Annotated in this window: 17 protein-coding genes; 9 read left to right on the forward strand and 8 right to left on the reverse strand. The window is 58.8% G+C overall.

The annotated features are described in order from the left end of the window. Window positions 1-62 precede the first annotated feature (62 nt). Complete coding sequence (locus MARHY_RS01785; RefSeq protein WP_014420325.1) at window positions 63-1,415, forward strand: phosphohexomutase domain-containing protein; 1,353 nt, start codon at window positions 63-65, stop codon at window positions 1,413-1,415. Window positions 1,416-1,569: 154 nt separating this feature from the next. Here the strand turns inward: MARHY_RS01785 and MARHY_RS01790 are convergent, their stop codons facing one another. Then, window positions 1,570-2,667: a phospholipase A gene (locus MARHY_RS01790; protein WP_014420326.1), complete on the reverse strand. Its 1,098-nt coding sequence runs from the start codon at window positions 2,665-2,667 to the stop codon at window positions 1,570-1,572. 9 nt (window positions 2,668-2,676) lie between these two features. Continuing rightward, complete coding sequence (locus tag MARHY_RS01795) at window positions 2,677-3,018, reverse strand: hypothetical protein (RefSeq protein ID WP_014420327.1); 342 nt, start codon at window positions 3,016-3,018, stop codon at window positions 2,677-2,679. 197 nt (window positions 3,019-3,215) lie between these two features. Here MARHY_RS01795 and MARHY_RS01800 point away from each other — a divergent pair, with 197 nt between their 5' ends. Continuing rightward, on the forward strand, window positions 3,216-3,629 hold the full coding sequence (locus MARHY_RS01800; RefSeq protein WP_041654495.1) for a c-type cytochrome: 414 nt from the start codon (window positions 3,216-3,218) through the stop codon (window positions 3,627-3,629). Between the two features lie 50 nt (window positions 3,630-3,679). Here the strand turns inward: MARHY_RS01800 and rep are convergent, their stop codons facing one another. Beyond that, a complete protein-coding gene (gene rep, locus MARHY_RS01805; RefSeq protein WP_011784007.1) occupies window positions 3,680-5,698 on the reverse strand; it encodes a DNA helicase Rep in 2,019 nt (672 codons plus the stop codon). A gap of 146 nt (window positions 5,699-5,844) precedes the next feature. Between rep and MARHY_RS01810 the strand changes: the two genes are divergently transcribed. From MARHY_RS01810 to rmf, 4 genes are all read left to right on the forward strand, one after another. Continuing rightward, on the forward strand, window positions 5,845-7,578 hold the full coding sequence (locus MARHY_RS01810) for a GGDEF/EAL domain-containing response regulator (protein ID WP_014420329.1): 1,734 nt from the start codon (window positions 5,845-5,847) through the stop codon (window positions 7,576-7,578). Between the two features lie 52 nt (window positions 7,579-7,630). Continuing rightward, entirely contained in the window at window positions 7,631-9,955 is a 2,325-nt protein-coding gene (locus tag MARHY_RS01815) for a Tex family protein (RefSeq protein ID WP_014420330.1), read from the forward strand. Between the two features lie 65 nt (window positions 9,956-10,020). Beyond that, window positions 10,021-11,577: a glutamate--cysteine ligase gene (gshA, locus tag MARHY_RS01820; RefSeq protein ID WP_014420331.1), complete on the forward strand. Its 1,557-nt coding sequence runs from the start codon at window positions 10,021-10,023 to the stop codon at window positions 11,575-11,577. 111 nt (window positions 11,578-11,688) lie between these two features. Then, window positions 11,689-11,904, forward strand: a complete 216-nt coding sequence (gene rmf, locus MARHY_RS01825; protein ID WP_011784011.1) for a ribosome modulation factor — start codon at window positions 11,689-11,691, stop codon at window positions 11,902-11,904. A 30-nt stretch (window positions 11,905-11,934) separates the two neighbouring features. Here rmf and MARHY_RS01830 read toward each other — a convergent pair whose 3' ends face one another. Next, window positions 11,935-12,390, reverse strand: a complete 456-nt coding sequence (locus MARHY_RS01830) for a flagellar basal body-associated FliL family protein (RefSeq protein ID WP_014420332.1) — start codon at window positions 12,388-12,390, stop codon at window positions 11,935-11,937. Between the two features lie 102 nt (window positions 12,391-12,492). Between MARHY_RS01830 and MARHY_RS01835 the strand changes: the two genes are divergently transcribed. Then, complete coding sequence (locus tag MARHY_RS01835; protein WP_041654498.1) at window positions 12,493-12,999, forward strand: disulfide bond formation protein B; 507 nt, start codon at window positions 12,493-12,495, stop codon at window positions 12,997-12,999. A gap of 105 nt (window positions 13,000-13,104) precedes the next feature. After that, window positions 13,105-13,584: an Rsd/AlgQ family anti-sigma factor gene (locus tag MARHY_RS01840; protein ID WP_014420335.1), complete on the forward strand. Its 480-nt coding sequence runs from the start codon at window positions 13,105-13,107 to the stop codon at window positions 13,582-13,584. A 92-nt stretch (window positions 13,585-13,676) separates the two neighbouring features. Here MARHY_RS01840 and bamJ read toward each other — a convergent pair whose 3' ends face one another. The 3 genes from bamJ to MARHY_RS01855 form a co-directional block, all read right to left on the reverse strand. Continuing rightward, a complete protein-coding gene (gene bamJ, locus MARHY_RS01845; RefSeq protein ID WP_022992112.1) occupies window positions 13,677-14,408 on the reverse strand; it encodes a BamJ family beta-barrel-assembly machinery protein in 732 nt (243 codons plus the stop codon). A gap of 136 nt (window positions 14,409-14,544) precedes the next feature. Further along, a complete protein-coding gene (locus tag MARHY_RS01850) occupies window positions 14,545-14,925 on the reverse strand; it encodes a DUF4124 domain-containing protein (RefSeq protein ID WP_014420336.1) in 381 nt (126 codons plus the stop codon). After that, window positions 14,916-15,458, reverse strand: coding sequence for a DUF2390 domain-containing protein (locus MARHY_RS01855; RefSeq protein WP_041654499.1), 543 nt, complete (start codon window positions 15,456-15,458; stop codon window positions 14,916-14,918). The genes MARHY_RS01850 and MARHY_RS01855 overlap by 10 nt, the downstream gene beginning before the upstream one ends. 42 nt (window positions 15,459-15,500) lie before the next feature. On the opposite strand from MARHY_RS01855, the gene MARHY_RS01860 reads away from it, so the two are divergent. Then, the gene (locus tag MARHY_RS01860) at window positions 15,501-17,447 is read left to right on the forward strand and encodes an ATP-binding cassette domain-containing protein (protein WP_014420338.1); all 1,947 of its coding nucleotides are present in this window, start codon (window positions 15,501-15,503) and stop codon (window positions 17,445-17,447) included. A 12-nt stretch (window positions 17,448-17,459) separates the two neighbouring features. Here the strand turns inward: MARHY_RS01860 and ppx are convergent, their stop codons facing one another. Continuing rightward, window positions 17,460-18,941 (reverse strand): exopolyphosphatase, encoded by a 1,482-nt coding sequence (gene ppx / locus MARHY_RS01865; protein WP_050999038.1) that lies wholly within the window; start codon window positions 18,939-18,941, stop codon window positions 17,460-17,462. Between the last annotated feature and the right edge of the window lie 293 nt (window positions 18,942-19,234).

Genomic DNA, 19,234 nt, shown 5'->3' on the forward strand with positions numbered 1-19,234 from the left:
GTCGCCCAGATCGGCCAGATATTCTGGCCCAACGCGGTTAATAAACCACTCCGGAGACTGAAATGGACCTGTCCTGCTTCAAAGCCTACGACCTGCGTGGCCGAGTACCTGACCAGCTAAACCCAATCCTGGCTGAGAAAATCGGCCGCGCCTACGTTGAAATCACCGGCGCCAAAAAAGTCATCGTCGGTTACGACATCCGGCTGTCCAGCCCCGAAATAGCAGAAGCGTTGAGCTCCGGCCTGATGGCGGCCGGCGCCGATGTGTTTGATATTGGCCTGTGCGGCACCGAACAGGTGTACTTTGCCACCAGTCACTACCAGATGGACGGCGGTATCATGGTGACGGCCAGCCACAACCCCAAAGACCACAACGGCATGAAAATGGTGGGCCCGGAATCCCGGCCGATCAGTTCGGACAACGGCCTGAACGACATCCGGGACCGGGTGCTGGAGCCGTTCTCTGACGCCGCAGAGCAGGGCAAATACGAAACCCTGGAAGTAATGAGCGCGTACGTTGACCATCTGCTGGGCTACATTGATGCAGGCTCACTGAAGCCCATGACCATCGTCTGTAATGCCGGCAACGGTGGTGCTGGCCTGGTGATCGACAAACTGGAACAGCATCTGCCGTTCGACTTCATCAAGGTTCATCACGAAGCCGATGGTCACTTCCCGAATGGTGTGCCCAACCCGATCCTGCCGGAAAACCGCTCCGCGACTGCCGATGCCGTACTCCAAAATGGCGCCGCCATGGGCATTGCCTGGGACGGCGACTACGACCGCTGCTTCTTTTTCGACGAAACCGGCCGCTTTATCGAAGGCTACTACATCGTCGGCCTGCTGGCGGACCAGTTCCTGCGCAAGACCGGTGGCGGTAAAGTCATTCACGATCCCCGCCTGACCTGGAACACGCTGGATCTGGTTGAAGCTGCTGGCGGCGAAGCCATCGAAAGCAAAACCGGCCACGCCTTCATCAAACAGAGAATGCGCGACGAAGACGCCGTCTATGGGGGCGAAATGAGTGCCCACCACTACTTCCGCGACTTCGCCTACTGCGACAGCGGCATGATCCCCTGGCTGCTCGTGGCCGAGCGCCTGTGCCAGAGCGGCCAGACCCTGTCATCCCTGATCGACGCCCGCATCGAAGCCTACCCGGCCAGCGGTGAAATCAACCGCACCATCAGCGATCCCCCGAAAGTCATCGCCGCCATCGAAGCCAAGTACGGCGTGGGCGCGAAATCCGTCAGCCATGTCGACGGCCTGAGCGTGGAATTCGACAACTGGCGCTTCAACCTGCGCATGTCCAACACCGAACCGGTGGTTCGCCTGAATGTTGAGGCCCGTGGCGATAAAGCGTTGATGGAAGCGAAAACTGAAGAACTGCTGGCGGAAATGGAGCGTTTGAACGCTTAGTGATGAATCCCCGGACAGAATCTGGGGGCAAGCGGGCCGGAGGGGCTCCGGATACTGTGCGGAGCCAGGGATGGCGGAGCCCAAGCGCCCCAGGGATGGGCCGAAGGAGCGTGTTTACGGAGCCCCTCCGGCCCGCTTGGCCTTGCACGAACCTCTAGAGCCAGTCATTCAGCATAATGCCAAACCCGACCCGCTCAATCCGCTCGTTATAGTCAATCAGGCTCTCCCCATAACCGTTGTAATACTGGAAGAACCCCTTCAGCGTATCCCCCATGGGAAAACTGTACCCGAACTCCACCGACGTCCGGTTATCCGACCTCAGATTATTCAGCAGCTTCAAAGAAAACGTCCGATCTTCCGTCAGCTTGTAAACCGCGTGATAACTGGCGTGGCCCAGATAGCTCTCTATGTCTTCGTTGTCGTCGCTGCTGCTGTTTTCCGGCAAGCGATACCAGGGCTGAACCATAAACAGCCAGCGATCCACGCTATAGGCAACGGAACCCATAATCCGGTTCCAGCTCCGGGACCGTGGGTCAGACTGTCCGTTTGACTGGTGATTAAAGCCCACCGACACCGCACTGAGCGTGCCGGGACCGAGATCCCAGTTCAGGGCGTGCCGGAAAAACAGCTCCGGCTCATAGTTGGTCTCACGGAAAGGCGCCGATTCATCCTGATTGTAGACCTGCCAGAAGGATTTCTGGGTGTAGCCAAACCAGAAGGTTGTGCGGTCGTCGAAAATGCCCGTCAGCAACGGAACCTTGAAGCTGATCTGGTACTTGGCTTCCTCGTTTTCCAGGTTGTAGTCATAATCGATAGCTCCCAGTCGCGGGCTTGAGGGCAAGGCATTGGGGTCGTCCACCCAAGTGATCGGCAGAATGTAATTGGGCTGATGAGTCACGAAGCTGCCGGTAAACGAGAAGATCGCCCGCTCGGCAGAAAGATAGTTGTCCACCAGCGCGGCCATCACCCCGTCATCAGGATCGTCTTCCAGGGCATTACCCACGATCTTCTCCCGGGTTTTCTTGTCGGCCACCAGTTCCTCTGCATCCGCCTCGGCTTCTTCCAGCTGTTCCTCGCTGGCCTGGTCACGCTCGGCCTGAGGGTTGTACTTGGCGTCATAGCAGGCCAGCCGTTGCACACCTTCCTTGATCAGCGCGCAGTTAACATCGGGTTCCTCTGGCCGATCCTGGGCAACAACCAGATTGGCCGTGCCCAACAGAATCAGGGGTAGCAGCTTGAGGCTGGGGGTCATGGGGGCTCCTTATTGGGCGGTACTCAGGCTTATCCAGGTGTTGGCAATGCCGTAAATCCAGACCCCAAGCAGGGTGAGGGTCAGCAGGGCGAAGATCGCGCGATGGCGGGTGCGGCGCTGGTCGTTCGCCGAGGCGACCCAGCGTAGATACATCAATCCGATAAAACTCAGAAAAACGCCCAGGCTGGCAAACGCCGGAATCAGTAGCCAGCCGGCAGAAAGCGGGGTGCCATCGCTTGACTGGTTGCTGAACCAGGCCATCGAGATCAGCAGTACCGCCAGGCTGGAAAACTCCAGGATCAGTAAGGTTTTTCGGCGCTTGTCCGGGGTCGTCTGTTGCTGTTGGTTCATACGGCGACTCTGGGTTTGAGTGAATGAACGCTATGGTAACCGGAATCCATGGCAAAGGAGCTACAATCTACGAAACTGTCATTAAAATGGTTGAAATCAAATTCTGATTTTGCTCTCTGGTTTTTTTGCGGGGGCTCAATCGCTATAATGCGGCGACCGAAAGATTATAACGCTCAAATGCGAGGTGCATTGTGAAGATGAAGAGAGTCCTGGCTGTTGTTCTGCTTGGTTTTGGCCTGGCTGCCGGCGCCGCAGTGGCAAGTGTTGAAGACGAAATCCGCGAGCGCATCAAGCCGGTGGGTGAAGTGTGTCTGCAGGGTGAAGAGTGTGGCGAGGCTGCTGCACCTGCTGAAACAGCCAGCTCCGGCCCGCGTTCTGGCAGCGAAGTCTACGACGCCGTGTGCATGGCGTGTCATACCACCGGCGCAGCCGGCGCTCCGGTCATTGGCGATGCCGCTGCCTGGGCTCCGCGCATTGAGAAGGGTATCGATACCCTGATTGATCACGCCATCAATGGCTTCAACGCCATGCCGGCCAAAGGTGGCTGTGCCAACTGCCCGGATGAGGAAATCACCGCTGCCGTTGAGCATATGGTTGAGCAGAGCAAGTAAGCAATCTGTAACGACCGGACAAACCCCGCCCCGAGCGGGGTTTGTTGTTTCTACAGGCCCAGATCGCCAATCAGGGCGCTGAGAGTCGCCTTGCCCTTTTTCTGGTTCGCTTCTTTGTCCTGGTCGCCCAGTCCCTCCCATTTCACATCCTCTTCCGGCAACTCATCCAGAAAGCGGCTGGGAATGGTCTCCAGTTTTTCCCCGTACTGTTTTCGGGAGGCCGCGTAAGTCAGCGCCAGGGTTTCCCTGGCCCGGGTAATGCCCACGTACATCAGGCGGCGCTCTTCCTCAATGTTGCCTTCCTCGATGCTGCTGCGGTGCGGCAGAATCTCTTCCTCCAGGCCCATAATGAACACATGGGGAAACTCCAGCCCCTTGGAAGCGTGCAGAGTCAGCAACTGAACCTTGTCGCTGTCGTCTTCCTCTTCCCGCTGCTCCATCATGTCCCGCAGTACCAGCTTGGCGATGGCGTCCTCAATGCCGATTTCGTCGGCGGTGCCCTTGCCGTCGTCCAGCATGCGCTGGATCGACTCCACCAGGTACCAGATGTTCTCCATCCGGCGTTCGGCCTGTTTCGGGCTACCGGAATGCTGGTGCAGCCACTCTTCGTACTCGATGTCTGTGAATAACTGTTTGATGACCGGGATCGGGTCTTCCGAGAACAGGCGCTCGCAGGTTTTGTCGACCCAGTGGGCGAACCGTCTCAGTCGGTCCAGGCCTTTCTCGGTGACGTGGGTTTCCGCCCCCATATCCCCCAGGGCCTTGAACAGGCTGACATTGCGCGACCGGGCGTAGTGACTGAGCTGTTCCAGGGTGCGCGGGCCAATCTCCCGGCGCGGCACGTTCACCACCCGCAGGAAGGCCGCATCGTCGTCCGGGTTGATCATCAGCCGCAGGTACGACATCGCATCCTTGATCTCGTTCTTGGAGAAAAACGACTGGCCGCCGGAGATGCGGTAGGGAATCTGGTAGGCCTGCAGTTTCATTTCCAGCAGCCGTGCCTGATGGTTGCCCCGGTAAAGGACTGCGAAATCCCTGAAGTCGAGGCCGTTTTTCAGCTTCTGATCGAGGATCTCGGTGGCCACCCGCTCGGTTTCGGCATCTTCGTTGCGGCAGCGGATGATGCGGATTTCCTCGCCAATGGTGTGGTCACTCCACAGCGCCTTCTCGAACACGTGGGGGTTGTTGGCGATCACCGTGTTGGCGCAGCGCAGGATCCGGCTGGTGGAGCGGTAGTTCTGCTCCAGTTTGACGATCTTCAGGCTCGGGAAATCATCTTTCAACTGGGCCAGGTTCTCCGGCCGGGCGCCGCGCCAGGCGTAGATGGACTGGTCGTCATCGCCCACCACGGTAAACGCCGCCCGCTCGGCCACCAGCTGTTTTACGAGCTCGTACTGGCACACGTTGGTGTCCTGGTACTCATCCACCAGCATGTAGCGGATTTTCCGGCGCCACTTGGCAAGCACTTCCGGGTTGTCCCGGAACAGCTGCACCGGCAGCAGAATCAGGTCGTCGAAATCCACCGCGTTGTAGGCTTTCAGGTATTCGTTGTAGTGCTTGTAAACGATGGCAATGCGCTGCTCACGCTCGTCTGCCGCTTTGCTGTAGGCCTCCGCAGGGCTGCGCATGGCGTTCTTCCAGGACGAGATGGTCATCTGCACATCGTTCAGCTCGTCGCCGGCCTCGGCGCTGGCTTCGCGCATCATCAGATCCTGCAGCAGCGCCTTGGCATCTTCGGCGTCGAAAATGGAGAAGCCTGGGTGGTAGCCCAGGTGGGTGTGCTCCTCCCGGATCATGTTCAGGCCAAGATTGTGAAATGTTGATACGATCAGGCCCCGGGTTTTGCCCCGGTCAACAATGCGGCCCACACGCTCTTTCATCTCCCGGGCGGCTTTGTTGGTAAAGGTGACGGCGGCAATGTGGCGCCCCGGAATGCCCAGTTCCTCAATCAGATAGGCAATCTTGCGGGTAATCACGCTGGTTTTGCCGCTACCGGCACCGGCCAGCACCAGCAGGGGGCCGTCAGCGTAGCGTACCGCTTCATGTTGTCTGGGATTGAGCTTGTTCACAGTGTTGATGCCAAAGGGGAACGGGGCATGGATTTTTAGCGTCTGGCTATTCTACACCAGGCCGGCATGCTGTACCTTGCCGATCTATCAGCTATTCTTTATGTAATGGACTACGCTGTTCTGTACCGACATATGGATCTCGCCAGATGACACTGCCCACCGACACCAGGCCTGATTGTTTGCGCCTTCTGGTGCTGACACCGGAATACGCCGACTATCTCTGGTTCAGCGCCATGCTCGCGGATGATTCCGAAATCTGCAGCGACGCCACCTGGTGTCCGGATCTGGTGGACTGTGATGATCTGATTTCCAACGCCAGCTTTGATGTGATCGTGTGGGACTGCGTGTTCCATGGCGGCTCGGAAGCGTCGTTTCTGCAATACCTGTCGGTATCCAGTGAGGACAAGCCCATTCTGGCCATGAGCGCCGAATCCTGCGGAGAAAAAGCCCGGTACCTGGTTGAAAACGGTGCATCGGACTATCTGAGCCGCCGTGAGTTAGATCCCTGGAATTTCCGACGCTCCATCAAATGCCTGTGGTACCGCTCCCAGCTCACGCAGTCGACAAATGGCCAGCTTGGCCGTGAAGTGGCCACCGGCTTCATCAATCGGGACCTGTTCTTCGATCGGCTACAGCAGGCGGTGCTGAGGGCCGAGCGGGCGAATCATCGCCTGGCTCTGTTGCACCTGAATATCGATGATTTCCGTAACATCAACGAATCCTTTGGTTACCAGAAGAGTGATCAGCTCATGCTTCGGCTGGCGGAGCGGCTCCGGCAAACGTTGCGACGGGTGGACTCGTTGATGCGCATCGGTGGTGACGAACTGGCCATCATTGTCGAGAAGGTGGAAGACTCGCTGGATATCACCCAGATCATTCGCAAGGTGGTTTCGGCGCTGGATGAGCCGGTGATGGTGGATGGCCAGAATGTGGTGGTCAGCGCCAGCCTGGGCGTGGCCACCTATCCGGAGGCCGGTGACAGCCCGGAAGAACTGCTCCGGCGGGCTAACCGTGCGATGTTCGAAGCCAAACGCGATCCGGGTACCAGTTACCGGTTTTACGACCGGCAGCTGCACATTTCCGCAGGCTATCAGCTCCGGCTCGAAGCCGACCTTCGCAATGCCCTGCGGGGCAAGGAACTGGAGCTGTATTATCAGCCACGGATTGACCTCGCGACCGAGGAGGTGCGAGGGGTCGAGTGCCTGTTGCGCTGGAATCACCCGGAGCGCGGCCTGGTGGGTCCCGATGAGTTTATCCCGGTGGCCGAGCGCAGTGGTCTGATTGTGCCCATCGGCTACTGGGTTATCGAGCAGGCCTGCAAGCGCTTGCAGGAATCCACCGAGCTGGGCTTTCCCGGACTGGTGTTTGCGGTCAACCTGTCGTTCCGGCAGTTCCACGATCGCAAGATGACCGAAACCATCTTTCGTATCATCTTCAATGCCAACGTCGATACCAGCCTGCTGGAACTGGAGCTGACCGAAAGCGCCATGATGCACGACCCGGAATACGCCCAGCGCTGCCTGCGGGAGCTCAATCAGTTGGGCATCAGTTTTGCGCTGGACGATTTCGGTACCGGCTTTTCCTCCCTGAGCAATCTGCAGCACCTGCCGATCTCGCTGGTGAAGATCGACAAGTCCTTCGTCCAGGAACTGGGCCAGTCTGCCGATGCCGAGCATATTATCCGTGCCATTATCAGTCTGGCTCACAGCCTGCAGATCAGCGTGGTGGCCGAGGGGGTGGAAACCGAAGGCCAGCTGGAATTCCTGCGCCAGCAACACTGCGACGAAATCCAGGGCTACTATTACGCCCGCCCGATGCCCTGGAACGATCTGGTGCAATTCATGAACCGCCAGAACCAGTCCGCTTGCCTGCAGAAGTAAGCCGCTGTACCTTTGCGCATTAATTCCGAATGCGATACCAGATCGAGGCAGCATGAACAGTATTTCCCGGCGCATTGCCGAAGAGCTCGGCGTACGTGAACAGCAGGTTAATGCCACCGTTACCCTTCTTGATGAAGGCGCTACCGTTCCCTTTATTGCTCGCTACCGAAAAGAAGTAACGGGTTCCCTGGACGACAGCCAACTGCGGACTCTGGAAGAACGGTTGCGCTATCTGCGTGAGCTGGAAGACCGCCGGGGCACCATCCTCAACAGCATTGAGGAACAGGGTAAGCTGACCGACGAGCTGCGGGCCTCCATTGAAGCTGCCGACACCAAGAACCGCCTGGAAGACCTTTACCTGCCCTACAAGCCCAAGCGCCGCACCAAGGCGCAGATTGCCCGGGAAGCAGGCCTGGAGCCGCTGGCCGATACCCTCTACGACGATCCCACCCAGGATCCGGAAACCGTCGCTGCCGGTTACCTCAATCCGGAAGCCGGCGTTGAGGATGTCAAAGCCGCTCTGGACGGTGCCCGCTACATTCTGATGGAGCGTTTTGCCGAAGATGCCGAGCTGCTTGGCGCCCTGCGGGATTTCGTCTGGCAGGAAGGCCAGCTGAAAGTCACTGTGGTGGAAGGCAAGGAAAACGAAGGCGCCAAGTTCCGGGATTACTTCGACCACGTTGAACCGCTGAGAAAGGTGCCGTCGCACCGGGCGCTGGCCATTCTTCGGGGCCGCAACGAGGGCATTCTGGCCTATTCGATTGTTATGGGCGATGCTGAGGAGGATCGCCGTCAACCCCATCCCGCCGAGCAGCGAATCGCAGCGCACTGGCGCATTCGGGATAATGGCCGGGCCGCCGACAAATGGTTGTCGGATGTGGTGCGCTGGACCTGGCGCGTGAAGTTGTCGACACAGATTGAAACCGATCTGATCGCCCAGGTGCGTGAAGCGGCTGAAACCGAAGCCATCAACGTTTTTGCTGCCAACCTGAAAGATCTGCTCCTGCTCGCTCCGGCAGGTCCGCGGCCGACGCTGGGGCTCGATCCCGGTCTGCGTACCGGGGTCAAGGTGGCGGTAATCGACGGTACCGGCCAGGTGGTGGATCACGGCGCCATTTTTCCCCACGCGCCCCAGAACAAATGGGATCAGTCCATTGCCCAGATGGCAGCCTGGTGTCAGAAGTACAAAATTGAACTGGTGGCCATCGGCAACGGCACCGCCTCCCGGGAAACCGAGAAACTGGTGGGCGACCTCTGCAAGCGTTACCCCGAACTGAAGCTGGCCCGCATTGTGGTGAATGAGTCCGGGGCATCAATTTATTCCGCCTCGGAATTTGCCTCCCGGGAACTGCCGGATCTGGATGTCACCATCCGTGGTGCAGTGTCCATTGCCCGCCGTTTGCAGGATCCGCTGGCCGAGCTGGTGAAAATCGAGCCCAAGTCTATCGGCGTGGGGCAGTACCAGCACGATGTGTCCCAGGTACAGCTGTCCCGTAGCCTGGATGCGGTCGTTGAGGACTGTGTAAACGGCGTGGGCGTGGATCTGAATACCGCGTCGGTACCGTTGCTTACCCGGGTGTCTGGCCTGAATCCGAGCATTGCCCAGAACATCGTGGATTTCAGGAACCAGAACGGCAAGTTCAGCAGTCGCAAACAGCTGCTGAAGGTGTCTCGATTGGGTGATCGCACCTTTGAACAGGCTGCGGGCTTCCTGCGTATCGCCGGGGGCGAAAACCCTCTGGACCGGTCATCCGTGCATCCGGAAGCCTACGGTGTGGTTGAGGCAATTGCTGAGCGTAATGGCAAGAAGGTGGAGGATATCCTTGGCGATTCCGCGTTCCTGCGCAGTCTTAACCCACAGGACTACGTAACCGAGCAGTTCGGCCTGCCCACCATCAAGGACATTATCTCCGAGCTGGAAAAACCGGGCCGGGACCCGCGACCGGAATTCCGCTTTGCCCATTTCGAGGAAGGGGTGGAAACTCTCAACGACCTCAAACCCGGTATGGTGCTGGAGGGCTCGGTAACCAACGTCACCAACTTCGGTGCCTTTGTGGATATCGGCGTTCACCAGGATGGCCTGGTGCACATCTCGGCCTTGTCCCATACTTTCGTGAAAGATCCGAGAGAAGTGGTCAAGGCCGGTGACATCGTCAAGGTCAAAGTGATGGAAGTGGACATTCCCCGTAAGCGGATTGGCCTGTCCATGCGTATGGATGACCAGCCGGGGGCGGACAACAAGCCAGTCCGGGGCGCAGACCGGAACTCTGGCCGCAGTGCAGGGCGCAAACCTCAGGCCGGCCAGGGCGCACCTCAAGGTGCCATGGCTGGCGCTCTGGCTCAGGCTATGGCCTCTGCCCGTAAGAACGGCCGTTAACCCCTTCCACTGATTCACAGCCGTTACGTCTCACAAGGGCGTAACGGCTGCAACAGGAGCTCAACATGGCACAATCCCGCCACTCCCTGTTCCAACAGTTTGCCGCCAGTGACTGGGACGGTTTCCTCAAAGGGCTCGAAAAGGAAGGCCTGCGCGTCGATGCCAATGGCTTCATTGCCCAGACACCACATCCGGAAGCCCTGGGCTCCGCACTGACCCACCCCCGTATCACGACCGACTACTCGGAAGCCCTGCTGGAACTGATCACGCCGGTCTTCGACAATACTGAAGCTATGCTGGCCTCGTTGCGGGATATACATCGGTTCGTCCAGCAGAACCTGGATAACGAAGTGTTCTGGGCCGCGAGCATGCCCTGCGAGATTGACGGCGATGCCAGCATTCCCATTGCCGAGTACGGCAGCTCCAACACTGGCCGGCTCAAGCATGTGTATCGTCAGGGTCTGGCGGTGCGTTATGGCCGGATTATGCAGAGTATTGCCGGCGCCCATTACAATCTTTCCCTGCCGGACAGTTTCTGGCGCAAATGGCAGGAACTGGTGGGCAACAAGGATAGCCTCAGGGATTTCAAATCAGACCAGTACTTCTGGCTGATCCGGAATTTCCGCCGCCGCAGCTGGTTGCTGATGCTGCTGTTTGGCGCCTCGCCGGCACTGGATGCCAGTTTTGTGGCCGGCGTCCGGCACGACCTGGCACGGTTCGATGATCGCACCTGGTTTGGCCAGCACGCCACGTCTTTGCGCATGGGGGATCTGGGTTACCACAACAATGCCCAGGCCTCGCTGAATATCTGCTTCAATGAGCTGAGCACTTATACCCGGACACTGGATCGCGCCATCCACACCAACTGGCCAGCGTATGAAGCCATTGGCACCCGGCGCAATGGCGAGTTTGTCCAGATCAATACCAATGTGCTTCAGATTGAGAACGAGTACTACAGCGCGGTACGTCCCAAGCGCACCACCGAGCGGGGTGAAAAGCCGATCCAGGCTCTGGATGCCCGGGGTGTGGAATACATTGAGGTGCGTTGTCTGGACCTGGATCCGTTCTCGCCGGTGGGCGTGAACCGCGAGCAGATCGATTTCCTCGACCTGTTCCTGCTGGATTGCCTGCTCACCGATTCTCCCCGTATTGAAGACGATGAGTGCGAACGGCTTGATGACAATTACAAGGACGTCGTCGCCGGCGGTCGCCTGCATTCACTCAGTCTGTGCCGGGGTGGACAGCGTGTGCCTGTGGGCGAGGCCGCCGTTGAATGGCTGGAGCGCTTGCAGCCCCTGGCAGAGCTGCTGGATGGCTGGAATCATAGCGATACCTACAGGTCGGCGCTGGCGGCTCAACGGTCGAAACTCGAGGGCAATGATTGGGCGGTGCCTTCCGCTCGAGTGCTTGAGGCCATGGGGCAGTCAGGCCTGGGCCATCGCGACTGGGTGCAGGCGATATCCCGTGAACACCAGCAAACCCTGAATTCGGAGCCACTGGCACCGGAGGTGCTGGCGGACTTCCGTGCCATGAGTGCGCAGTCCCTGGTCGAGCAGAAAGAGCAGGAAGCTGCGGACAGTCAGCCATTTCCGGAGTTTCTGGAGGCCTACCTGAAATCCTGACGCCGCTTGCGTCACGTCCGGAAAGGGACGTGACGCACAGAACCGGCTGTCCGGTTTGCTGGATCTGTTACCTGCTGTTACTTTCTATTACATCAGGTAAGGAGGTGGCCCATGGCAACGGATATCAAGCTCGGCTGGGATGTAGAAGCATTGAATAAGGCCTACCGGCAGGGATACATGGCCGGAGAGATGGGCATGGACAAAACCCGCTGTCCATACCGTGGTGAGGTCATTATTGCCGCCTGGGAAGCCGGTTGGGATGATGCCGGTCAGGCCCGGAAACAGCGCCCGCAACAGGATGACGATCTGTTCTCACGCATCGCCTGATCCCGCGCCACCGCCCGGTGGATGCGGCAACTAGCGCTGAACCACAAACTCGGTAAACAGCACTCCGGTAATGGTCTCACCGGTTTGCTGCTCCTCCAGCACTCCGTTTATCCGTTTGGTTGCTTCTTCCCGCAGCGCCTGCTGGCCGTCCATGGAAGACAATTGGTCAAGATCCGTCTGCTCACCAAACAGCATCACCAGTTCGTGCCGTAACCTGGGCATGTGCGCTTCTACCGCCGGCCGGGTGGTTTCGCGGGAGGCCCGGATGGTTACCGAGGCTTTGAGATAGGCCACTTTCGCATCTGGTTTGCCGACATGGGTGACGAACGCCGGTTCCATGGCGATATAGTCGGTAACCCCCTTCACTTCGGTTTCTTCATCAGCTTCCTCGGCCATGGCGGGCAGGGAGGGCATCAGTGCGCACAGGGTCAGTAACAGGGCCGGCATCAGTTTTCTGAGAATGGTCATAGGCTTGGCGTTAGTCATGGGTTAGGATTGGTTCAGTATTTCATGGCACGCTGGTTTCTCTCTGAGAATATCAGGCCATGGAAGCTTGTGCAGTCCACATCATGATTCCGGGGTAGCGTTTTGACAAGCAGATGGATATTCGGGTTGGTATTTCTGGTGTGCGCCGGGTTGCTGGCGGTGGCCTTTTATATGGAGCACGTGATGGGCCTGGAGCCCTGCCCGTTGTGCTGGTTGCAGCGTTTCGGGTTTATGGGTGCGGGGCTGGTGAGTCTGTTGGCGTTTCTGCACGGACCCCGCGGGTTCGGCAACCGGGTCTACGGGCTGTTGCTTGTTGTTGCCGCTGGCGCTGGTCTGGTGGTGGCGGGGCGTCAGCTATGGTTGCAGAGTCTGCCGGCGGACCAGGTGCCTGCCTGTGGTCCTTCGGTTGATTACATGCTCGAGGTACTACCCTGGTTTGAAGTGCTGCAAACCGCATTGAAAGGGACTGGTGATTGCGCCGAAGTGGTCTGGCGTTTTCTCGGTCTGAGTATCCCCGGATGGACCGCGGTCTTTTTCAGCCTGCTGATTGTGCTGGGGCTGTTTGTGATGCTGCGTCGCTATTCACCCCGGGACTGGTTGCAGAGCTGAAACAGTTGCGGCTGACCATGACCATGGGGTAACTTGAATCCAACATAATAATTATCAAGACTAGATCCAGAGAGCTGGCGGATTGACCGAGGGGAGACAGGCGTCATGTTGGAGAATTGCCGGAATGCCAGGGAACGTTGGGGTGGTGTCAGCGAGCTGATTGATCGCTGGCTGAAAGAGCGCCAGGAGCTTCTGGTTCAGTATTGCGAGTTGTCTGGAGAAAGCGATTTTTCCCAGACTGATGCCCTCCGCGAAAAATTTGTCCGCCTGTGCGAAGTGCTGGTGGATTATGTTTCGGCCGGTCACTTTGAAGTCTACGAACAGCTGATTCAGGAGGCCCGTGAGTTCAACGACGGCGGCCTCGAACTGGCAGCAAAGCTCTATCCCCGGATCGAGCAAACCACGGAAGTGGCATTGAACTTTAATGATCGTCTGGATGGCCGGGAGCTGTCCGAGGTCGACGTCAGGGAATTGTTCAACGAGCTGTCACGGCTTGGAGAAGTGCTGGAGTCGCGCTTTGAGATGGAAGATTTCCTGATTGAGAATCTGCATAACGCCCATGCGGGCAAGGTGGCTTCGGCCTGATTGCCTCTACCCGGAACCGCATTACCCGCAATAAAAAACCGGCCCCAGAAATGGCGCCGGTTTTTATTGCCTGCCGGAGTGCTGGCCAGAGCTTATTCGTCTGAACCAGCGTCGTCCTGCCCCGGATTCACGGCGATCAGCTCGACATCAAATACCAGGGTCTCGTTGGGGCCAATAGCCTGGTTGCCGCCCGGGCCGTAGGCCAGGTCAGACGGGATATAAAGCTTGTAACGAGCACCTTCGCTCATCAGCTGCAGGCCTTCTGTCCAGCCAGGAATCACCTGGTTCAGGCCAAAGGTCACGGTTTGCCCGCGCTCACGGGAGCTGTCGAATACCTCACCGTTGATCAGTTCGCCGGTGTAGTGGACTTCCACCTGATCCTCGGCGGTTGGGCGCTCACCGTTACCTTCTTCAATCACTTCGTACTGGAGACCGGATTCTGTGGTCTCAACGCCTTCACGCTCGGCGTTTTCTGCCAGGAAAGCCTCGCCGGCGTCCTTGTTCTTCTGCGCGAGTTCTTCCAGTTGTTGCTCCTGCTTTTGCTGGAGCTCCTGCTGGTAGGCCATCAGCGCTTCCTGGATCTGCTCGCGGGTCAGTCGCTTGCTGTCTTCGTCACCGGCATGGCCATGCTGGATGCCCTGAAGGAACTGGTCCATCTGGAGATCCGGCAAGTCATTGCTCATGCGCTCACCCAGCACCAATCCCATGCCATAGCTGACTTTCTCGGGGGTGGTTTCAAGGGCCGGGTCGTTTGCCGGCTCCTGGGCTGTTGAGCAACCGGCAATCAGGCCGGTAACGGCGATAGCCAAAAGCGTTTTCTTCATCATTTCATCCTTTCCACGTGTTTCTGGGCTCTCTGGCCCTGGATTCTGAAAGTCAACAAGGTAACGGGTTCAGCAGCAGGATGCCACTGAACATGTGTTAATCAGAGACTCATTTCGCGGCAATGACCAACCCGTGTCAGGAGCCGCTGGCGGGTGAGCCATTAAGCGAATAGGGGGCCTGGTAGGGGGACTGCCAGTCATCTTCCGGGCTGATGATCTGCGGCTTCCGGGGCACGGGGTCTGGACGTTCAATGGCCAGGGCATTCCAGGGGCCTTGGGCCGGTGGCTGATCGGCATAGTGCCAGTTGCCATCGGTGTCCTGCCACTTGAAAACGATATCCGGGCCTTCAGTGGGAATCGGCGACGGCAGCAACCCCTCAAAGGAGGGAATCGTCGTCGCCTGCTCGGTTTTCACCGGTTCAGAGACCTGGTCGGGATCGCCGAGGCCGAAGAAAATCAGCAGCAGCAGAAGGCCGAGCGCCGGAAATGAAAGCCGGATCAGCCATTTCATGAACATGATGGGCCGCCTCTGGTGGTCTGGCCAGCAAGCCGGCTGGCCAGAAGTTCAAAATGAGGTTTTATCCCCTCGGGTATGCCGTGGGTTGGCGCGGCAGCGACAAGATTCTGCTCGATGATGGTGCCTGATTTCTGCATGTTTCCGCGCTCCGCTTCGGATTCTTTCAACGTTTGCCAGATCAGAGCCAGCTCCAGCTGTTCGGCCAGCAGCTCTGCCTTGGCCAGAGTGTCCCGCAGCTCCACGCCATGATCATTGGCTCGAGGAACAGACTTGCGGGCGGAGCGAAGGCAACCGGTTACACGGCTTCGCCACTCTGTTACCTTAGCGTCCTCAACGCCAGAGAACGACTGACCCTGCGTGGCGAGCCAGCCGGCACAGAGGATGCGACTTACGCTCCATCCCTCGGATTGCAGCTCAAGACAGGCCTCAGCCACCTGCGGATCCTGCCATTGGGCGAGGGCATAACGCCATAACGGATTGTCTGGCTCCATGTGTTCTGGAAGTTCCAGCGGCTCCGCTTGTTGAACGGTCATGTTGGCGCTTCCCTGGCAGTAATCCATGGATAGATTAAATCTATGTTAACGATAACCGATCTCAGTTTACAACGGGGCGGCGTCTGGTTGCTAGAAAACGTGAACCTGACCGTGCAACCGGGGCAGCGCGTTGCCATTGTTGGTGCCAATGGTGCCGGCAAATCCAGTCTTTTCCAGCTCTTGCTGGGGCAGCTTGCACCCGAGCAAGGTAGCGTGGCGTTGCCCGGTGGCTGCCGGATTGCCCATATGGCTCAGGAAGTAGCGGCTTCGTCCAGATCCGCCCGGGATTTTGTGCTGGATGGCGACACCGAGTTGCGGCGAATGGAGCGGGCGCTGGCCGAGGCGGAAGCGGGTGGTGATGACCATGCCATTGCCCGTCTGCACGGGGAGCTGGATATTCACGAAGCCTGGTCCGCACCGCGCCGGGCAGAGACACTGCTCAGGGGCCTGGGCTTCGCCGACAGCGATGCCGAGCGCCCGGTTTCCGCATTTTCCGGTGGCTGGCGTATTCGACTGAACCTGGCCCAGGCACTGATGCGTCCATCCGATCTCCTGTTGCTGGATGAGCCCACCAACCACCTGGACCTGGATGCTTGTCTGTGGCTGGAGAACTGGCTCAGAAAGTATCCGGGTACCTTGCTGTTTATTTCTCACGACAGGGACTTCATGGACCGGGTGGCTACTCATCTGGTGCATTTCGATCAGAAGCAATTGGTGCTTTATACGGGAAATTACTCAGCCTTCGAGCGTCAGCGCGCCGAGCGACTGGCCCAGCAGCAGGCCAGTTTCGAACGCCAGCAAGCCAGAATTGCCGAAATCCAGCGCTTTATTGATCGCTTCAAGGCCAAAGCCACCAAAGCCCGGCAGGCCCAGAGCCGCGTCAAGGCACTGGAACGGATGGAAAAGATTGCGCCGGCGCACGTGGACTCACCCTTCAGTTTCGAGTTCCCGGTCGCGGACAAGGTCTCCAATCCATTGCTGTCCATTCGCCACGGGGTCGCGGGCCATGGGGATGTGCCCATTCTGAAGAACATCAATGTCACCCTGTTGCCCGGCACCCGGGTTGGTTTGCTGGGGCCGAACGGGGCCGGTAAGTCCACCTTTATGGATGCCCTTCGCGGCACCGGAACCCTGCTCAGTGGTGAGCGCACCTGTGGCGAACATCTGGCCATCGGCTATTTCGCCCAGCATCAGCTGGAGTCCCTGGATCTCGACGCCAGCCCGTTCCTGCATCTGCAGCGTCTGGCGCCAACCGCATCGGAGCAGAAAGTCCGGGACTTCCTGGGCGGCTTCGATTTTCACGGCGACGAAGCACTTGCGCCCATTCGCTCGTTTTCGGGCGGTGAGAAGGCCCGGGTTGCGCTTGCCGTTATCGCCTGGCAGAAACCCAATCTGCTGCTGCTGGATGAGCCCACGAACCATCTGGACCTGGAAATGCGACAGGCCCTGACCATGGCGCTCCAGAACTTCGATGGCGCCATCGTGGTGGTATCCCACGACCGCCACTTGCTGCGCAACACGGTGGATGAATTCTGGTTGGTATGCGACGGCGCTGTTGGCGAGTACGAGGGCGACCTGGAGGATTACGAACGCTGGCTGGCGGAACGTCGGAAAGATGAGGAATCGCCACCCCGGCGTGAAGTGGTCGGGGGGCAGGAAAAGTCGGTTAATACCGCCGGACCCGCGACCCTGACGGCGGACGAACGCAAGGCCCGCAAGCGCCAGGAAGCTGAACTGCGACAGAAACTCAGCCCGTGGCGAAAAAAACAGGGAACGCTTGAGATCCGTATGGAGCAGTTGCAGCAAAAGCTCGCCACGGTGGAGCAAAACCTGGCCGACCCAGGGCTTTACGATGACCAGCAAAAGGTTCGACTCAAGGAACTGCTGGCGGAGCAGACCGAACTGAAGCGAGAGCTGGAAGACGTTGAAGCTGAGTGGCTGGAGGTGAGCGAAACGGTGGAGAGCCTGGAGGCGGAACTGGCTGGCTGAGGCCAGCCAGTGTTACCGGCCCGAGATCTCCAGGGTAAAGTCCTGGCGTGCCAGGTAGTCCCGTTCGTTCTCCAGGTCTGCGAGGGTCAGCGGGCGGTTGTCCAGCCAGCCCTCGGGGAACTCGATTACCAGGCGGTTATCGTGGCCGTGAAGGGTGAAGGCGGGGGGGGCTTCCAGGTTGCGTGGGTGTTGGATCAGCACCGCCAGCCGCACCAGCACGCAAAGGTAGGTCAGGCGGGGTTTGTCCTCGGGCTCGATACCCTCGAAAACTGCCGCCGAGAACTTCCGGCGATGGCCCCGAACCAGAGTGGCCAGATCCTTCTGGAACGGTTGACTGAAGCCGGGTAAATCGGAATAGCGCAACAGGTAGGCGCCGTGCTTGTGGTACTGGCTGTGGGAAATAGTAAGGCCGATCTCGTGCAGCCGGCAGGCCCAGCGCAGCACGTCTTCATCGGCGGCGGTGCGCAGGCCCCATTGCCCTGCCACCTGTTCCCAAGCGGCAATCGCGGTTTTCTCGACCGCTGCGCCGTGAGCCTGGTCTACGTGGTAACGCTCCTGCAGCGCCGCAATCGTACGTTCACGAACGTCCTCGTGCTGGATGCGTCCGACAATGTCGTACAGCAGGCCTTCACGCAGGGCGCCGTCGGCAAAAGTCATGGTCTGGATGTCGAGTGAACGGAACGCCGCCATCAGAATGGCAAAGCCGGCCGGGAAAATGCTCTGGCGATCTTCCCTTACCCCCAGTTCGGCCAGTTTCTCCACCTTGCCCATGCTCACCAGGCGCTTGCGCAGCTCTTCCATGCCGTCGCGGTTAATGGAGCCGTCGGTAATCTTAAGGGTTGCCAGCACGTTGGCAATTGCCTTGATCGAGCCGGAAGAGCCCACCGCGCTCTGCCAGCCCACCGAGCGATAGTGCTGCCGGATATTCAACAGTTCCTGCTCGGCATGGGTAATGGCCTTGTCCATCTGGCGCCGGGTAATCTTGCCATCGGGAAAGTAGCGGTTGCGGAACGACACGCACCCCATGTGCAGGCTTTCCAGCTCCTGGGGTTCGAAACGCTGCCCGATGATGAATTCCGTGCTGCCGCCGCCAATATCAATCACCAGCCGCCGACCGGAATCGTCCGACAGGGTATGGGAGACACCGAGATAGATTAACCGCGCTTCCTCACGCCCGGCGATGATTTCTACCGGATAGCCCAGCACTTCCTCGGCACGGGCAATGAAATCGTGAGCATTGCGGGCGACCCGGAGGGCATTGGTGCCGACGATCTGGACTGCTTCCCGGGGCATGCCCTGAAGGCGCTGGGCAAACCGGCTCAGACATTCGAGGGCCCGCTGCTGGGTTTCTTCGGTCAGCCGATTATACTGATCCAGCCCCGCGCCAAGCTGGACTTTCTCGCCCATCTTCTCAACTGTGCGGATTTCGCCATGCACCAGACGGGCGACGACCATATGAAAACTGTTGGAGCCCATATCGATGGCTGCCAGCATGTCCGGGGAGGTTTCAGGCTTCTCGGCAGGGGATGCGGCCGTCACGTTGATAGGCGTCCTGTGTGATATGAACTTGGCCGTACTATAAGTGAAACTTCCCGGCCGTGTCAGTAATTGGCTGCGGACATTACTGACACGGATCAACCCGGGGGTGGATACAACCGGCTTCACATCAGGGCCGGCAATCGCGTAAAGTAATAGTCTGTCTTAATCCGGGTGGGCGGCCGGTCCGTAAAGAGAACACCGTCCACTACAGTCAACAGCGACTCCCGAAGGGCCGGAATCCAAGCCCC

The sequence above is a fragment of the Marinobacter nauticus ATCC 49840 genome (assembly GCF_000284615.1).
Taxonomy (GTDB): domain Bacteria; phylum Pseudomonadota; class Gammaproteobacteria; order Pseudomonadales; family Oleiphilaceae; genus Marinobacter; species Marinobacter nauticus.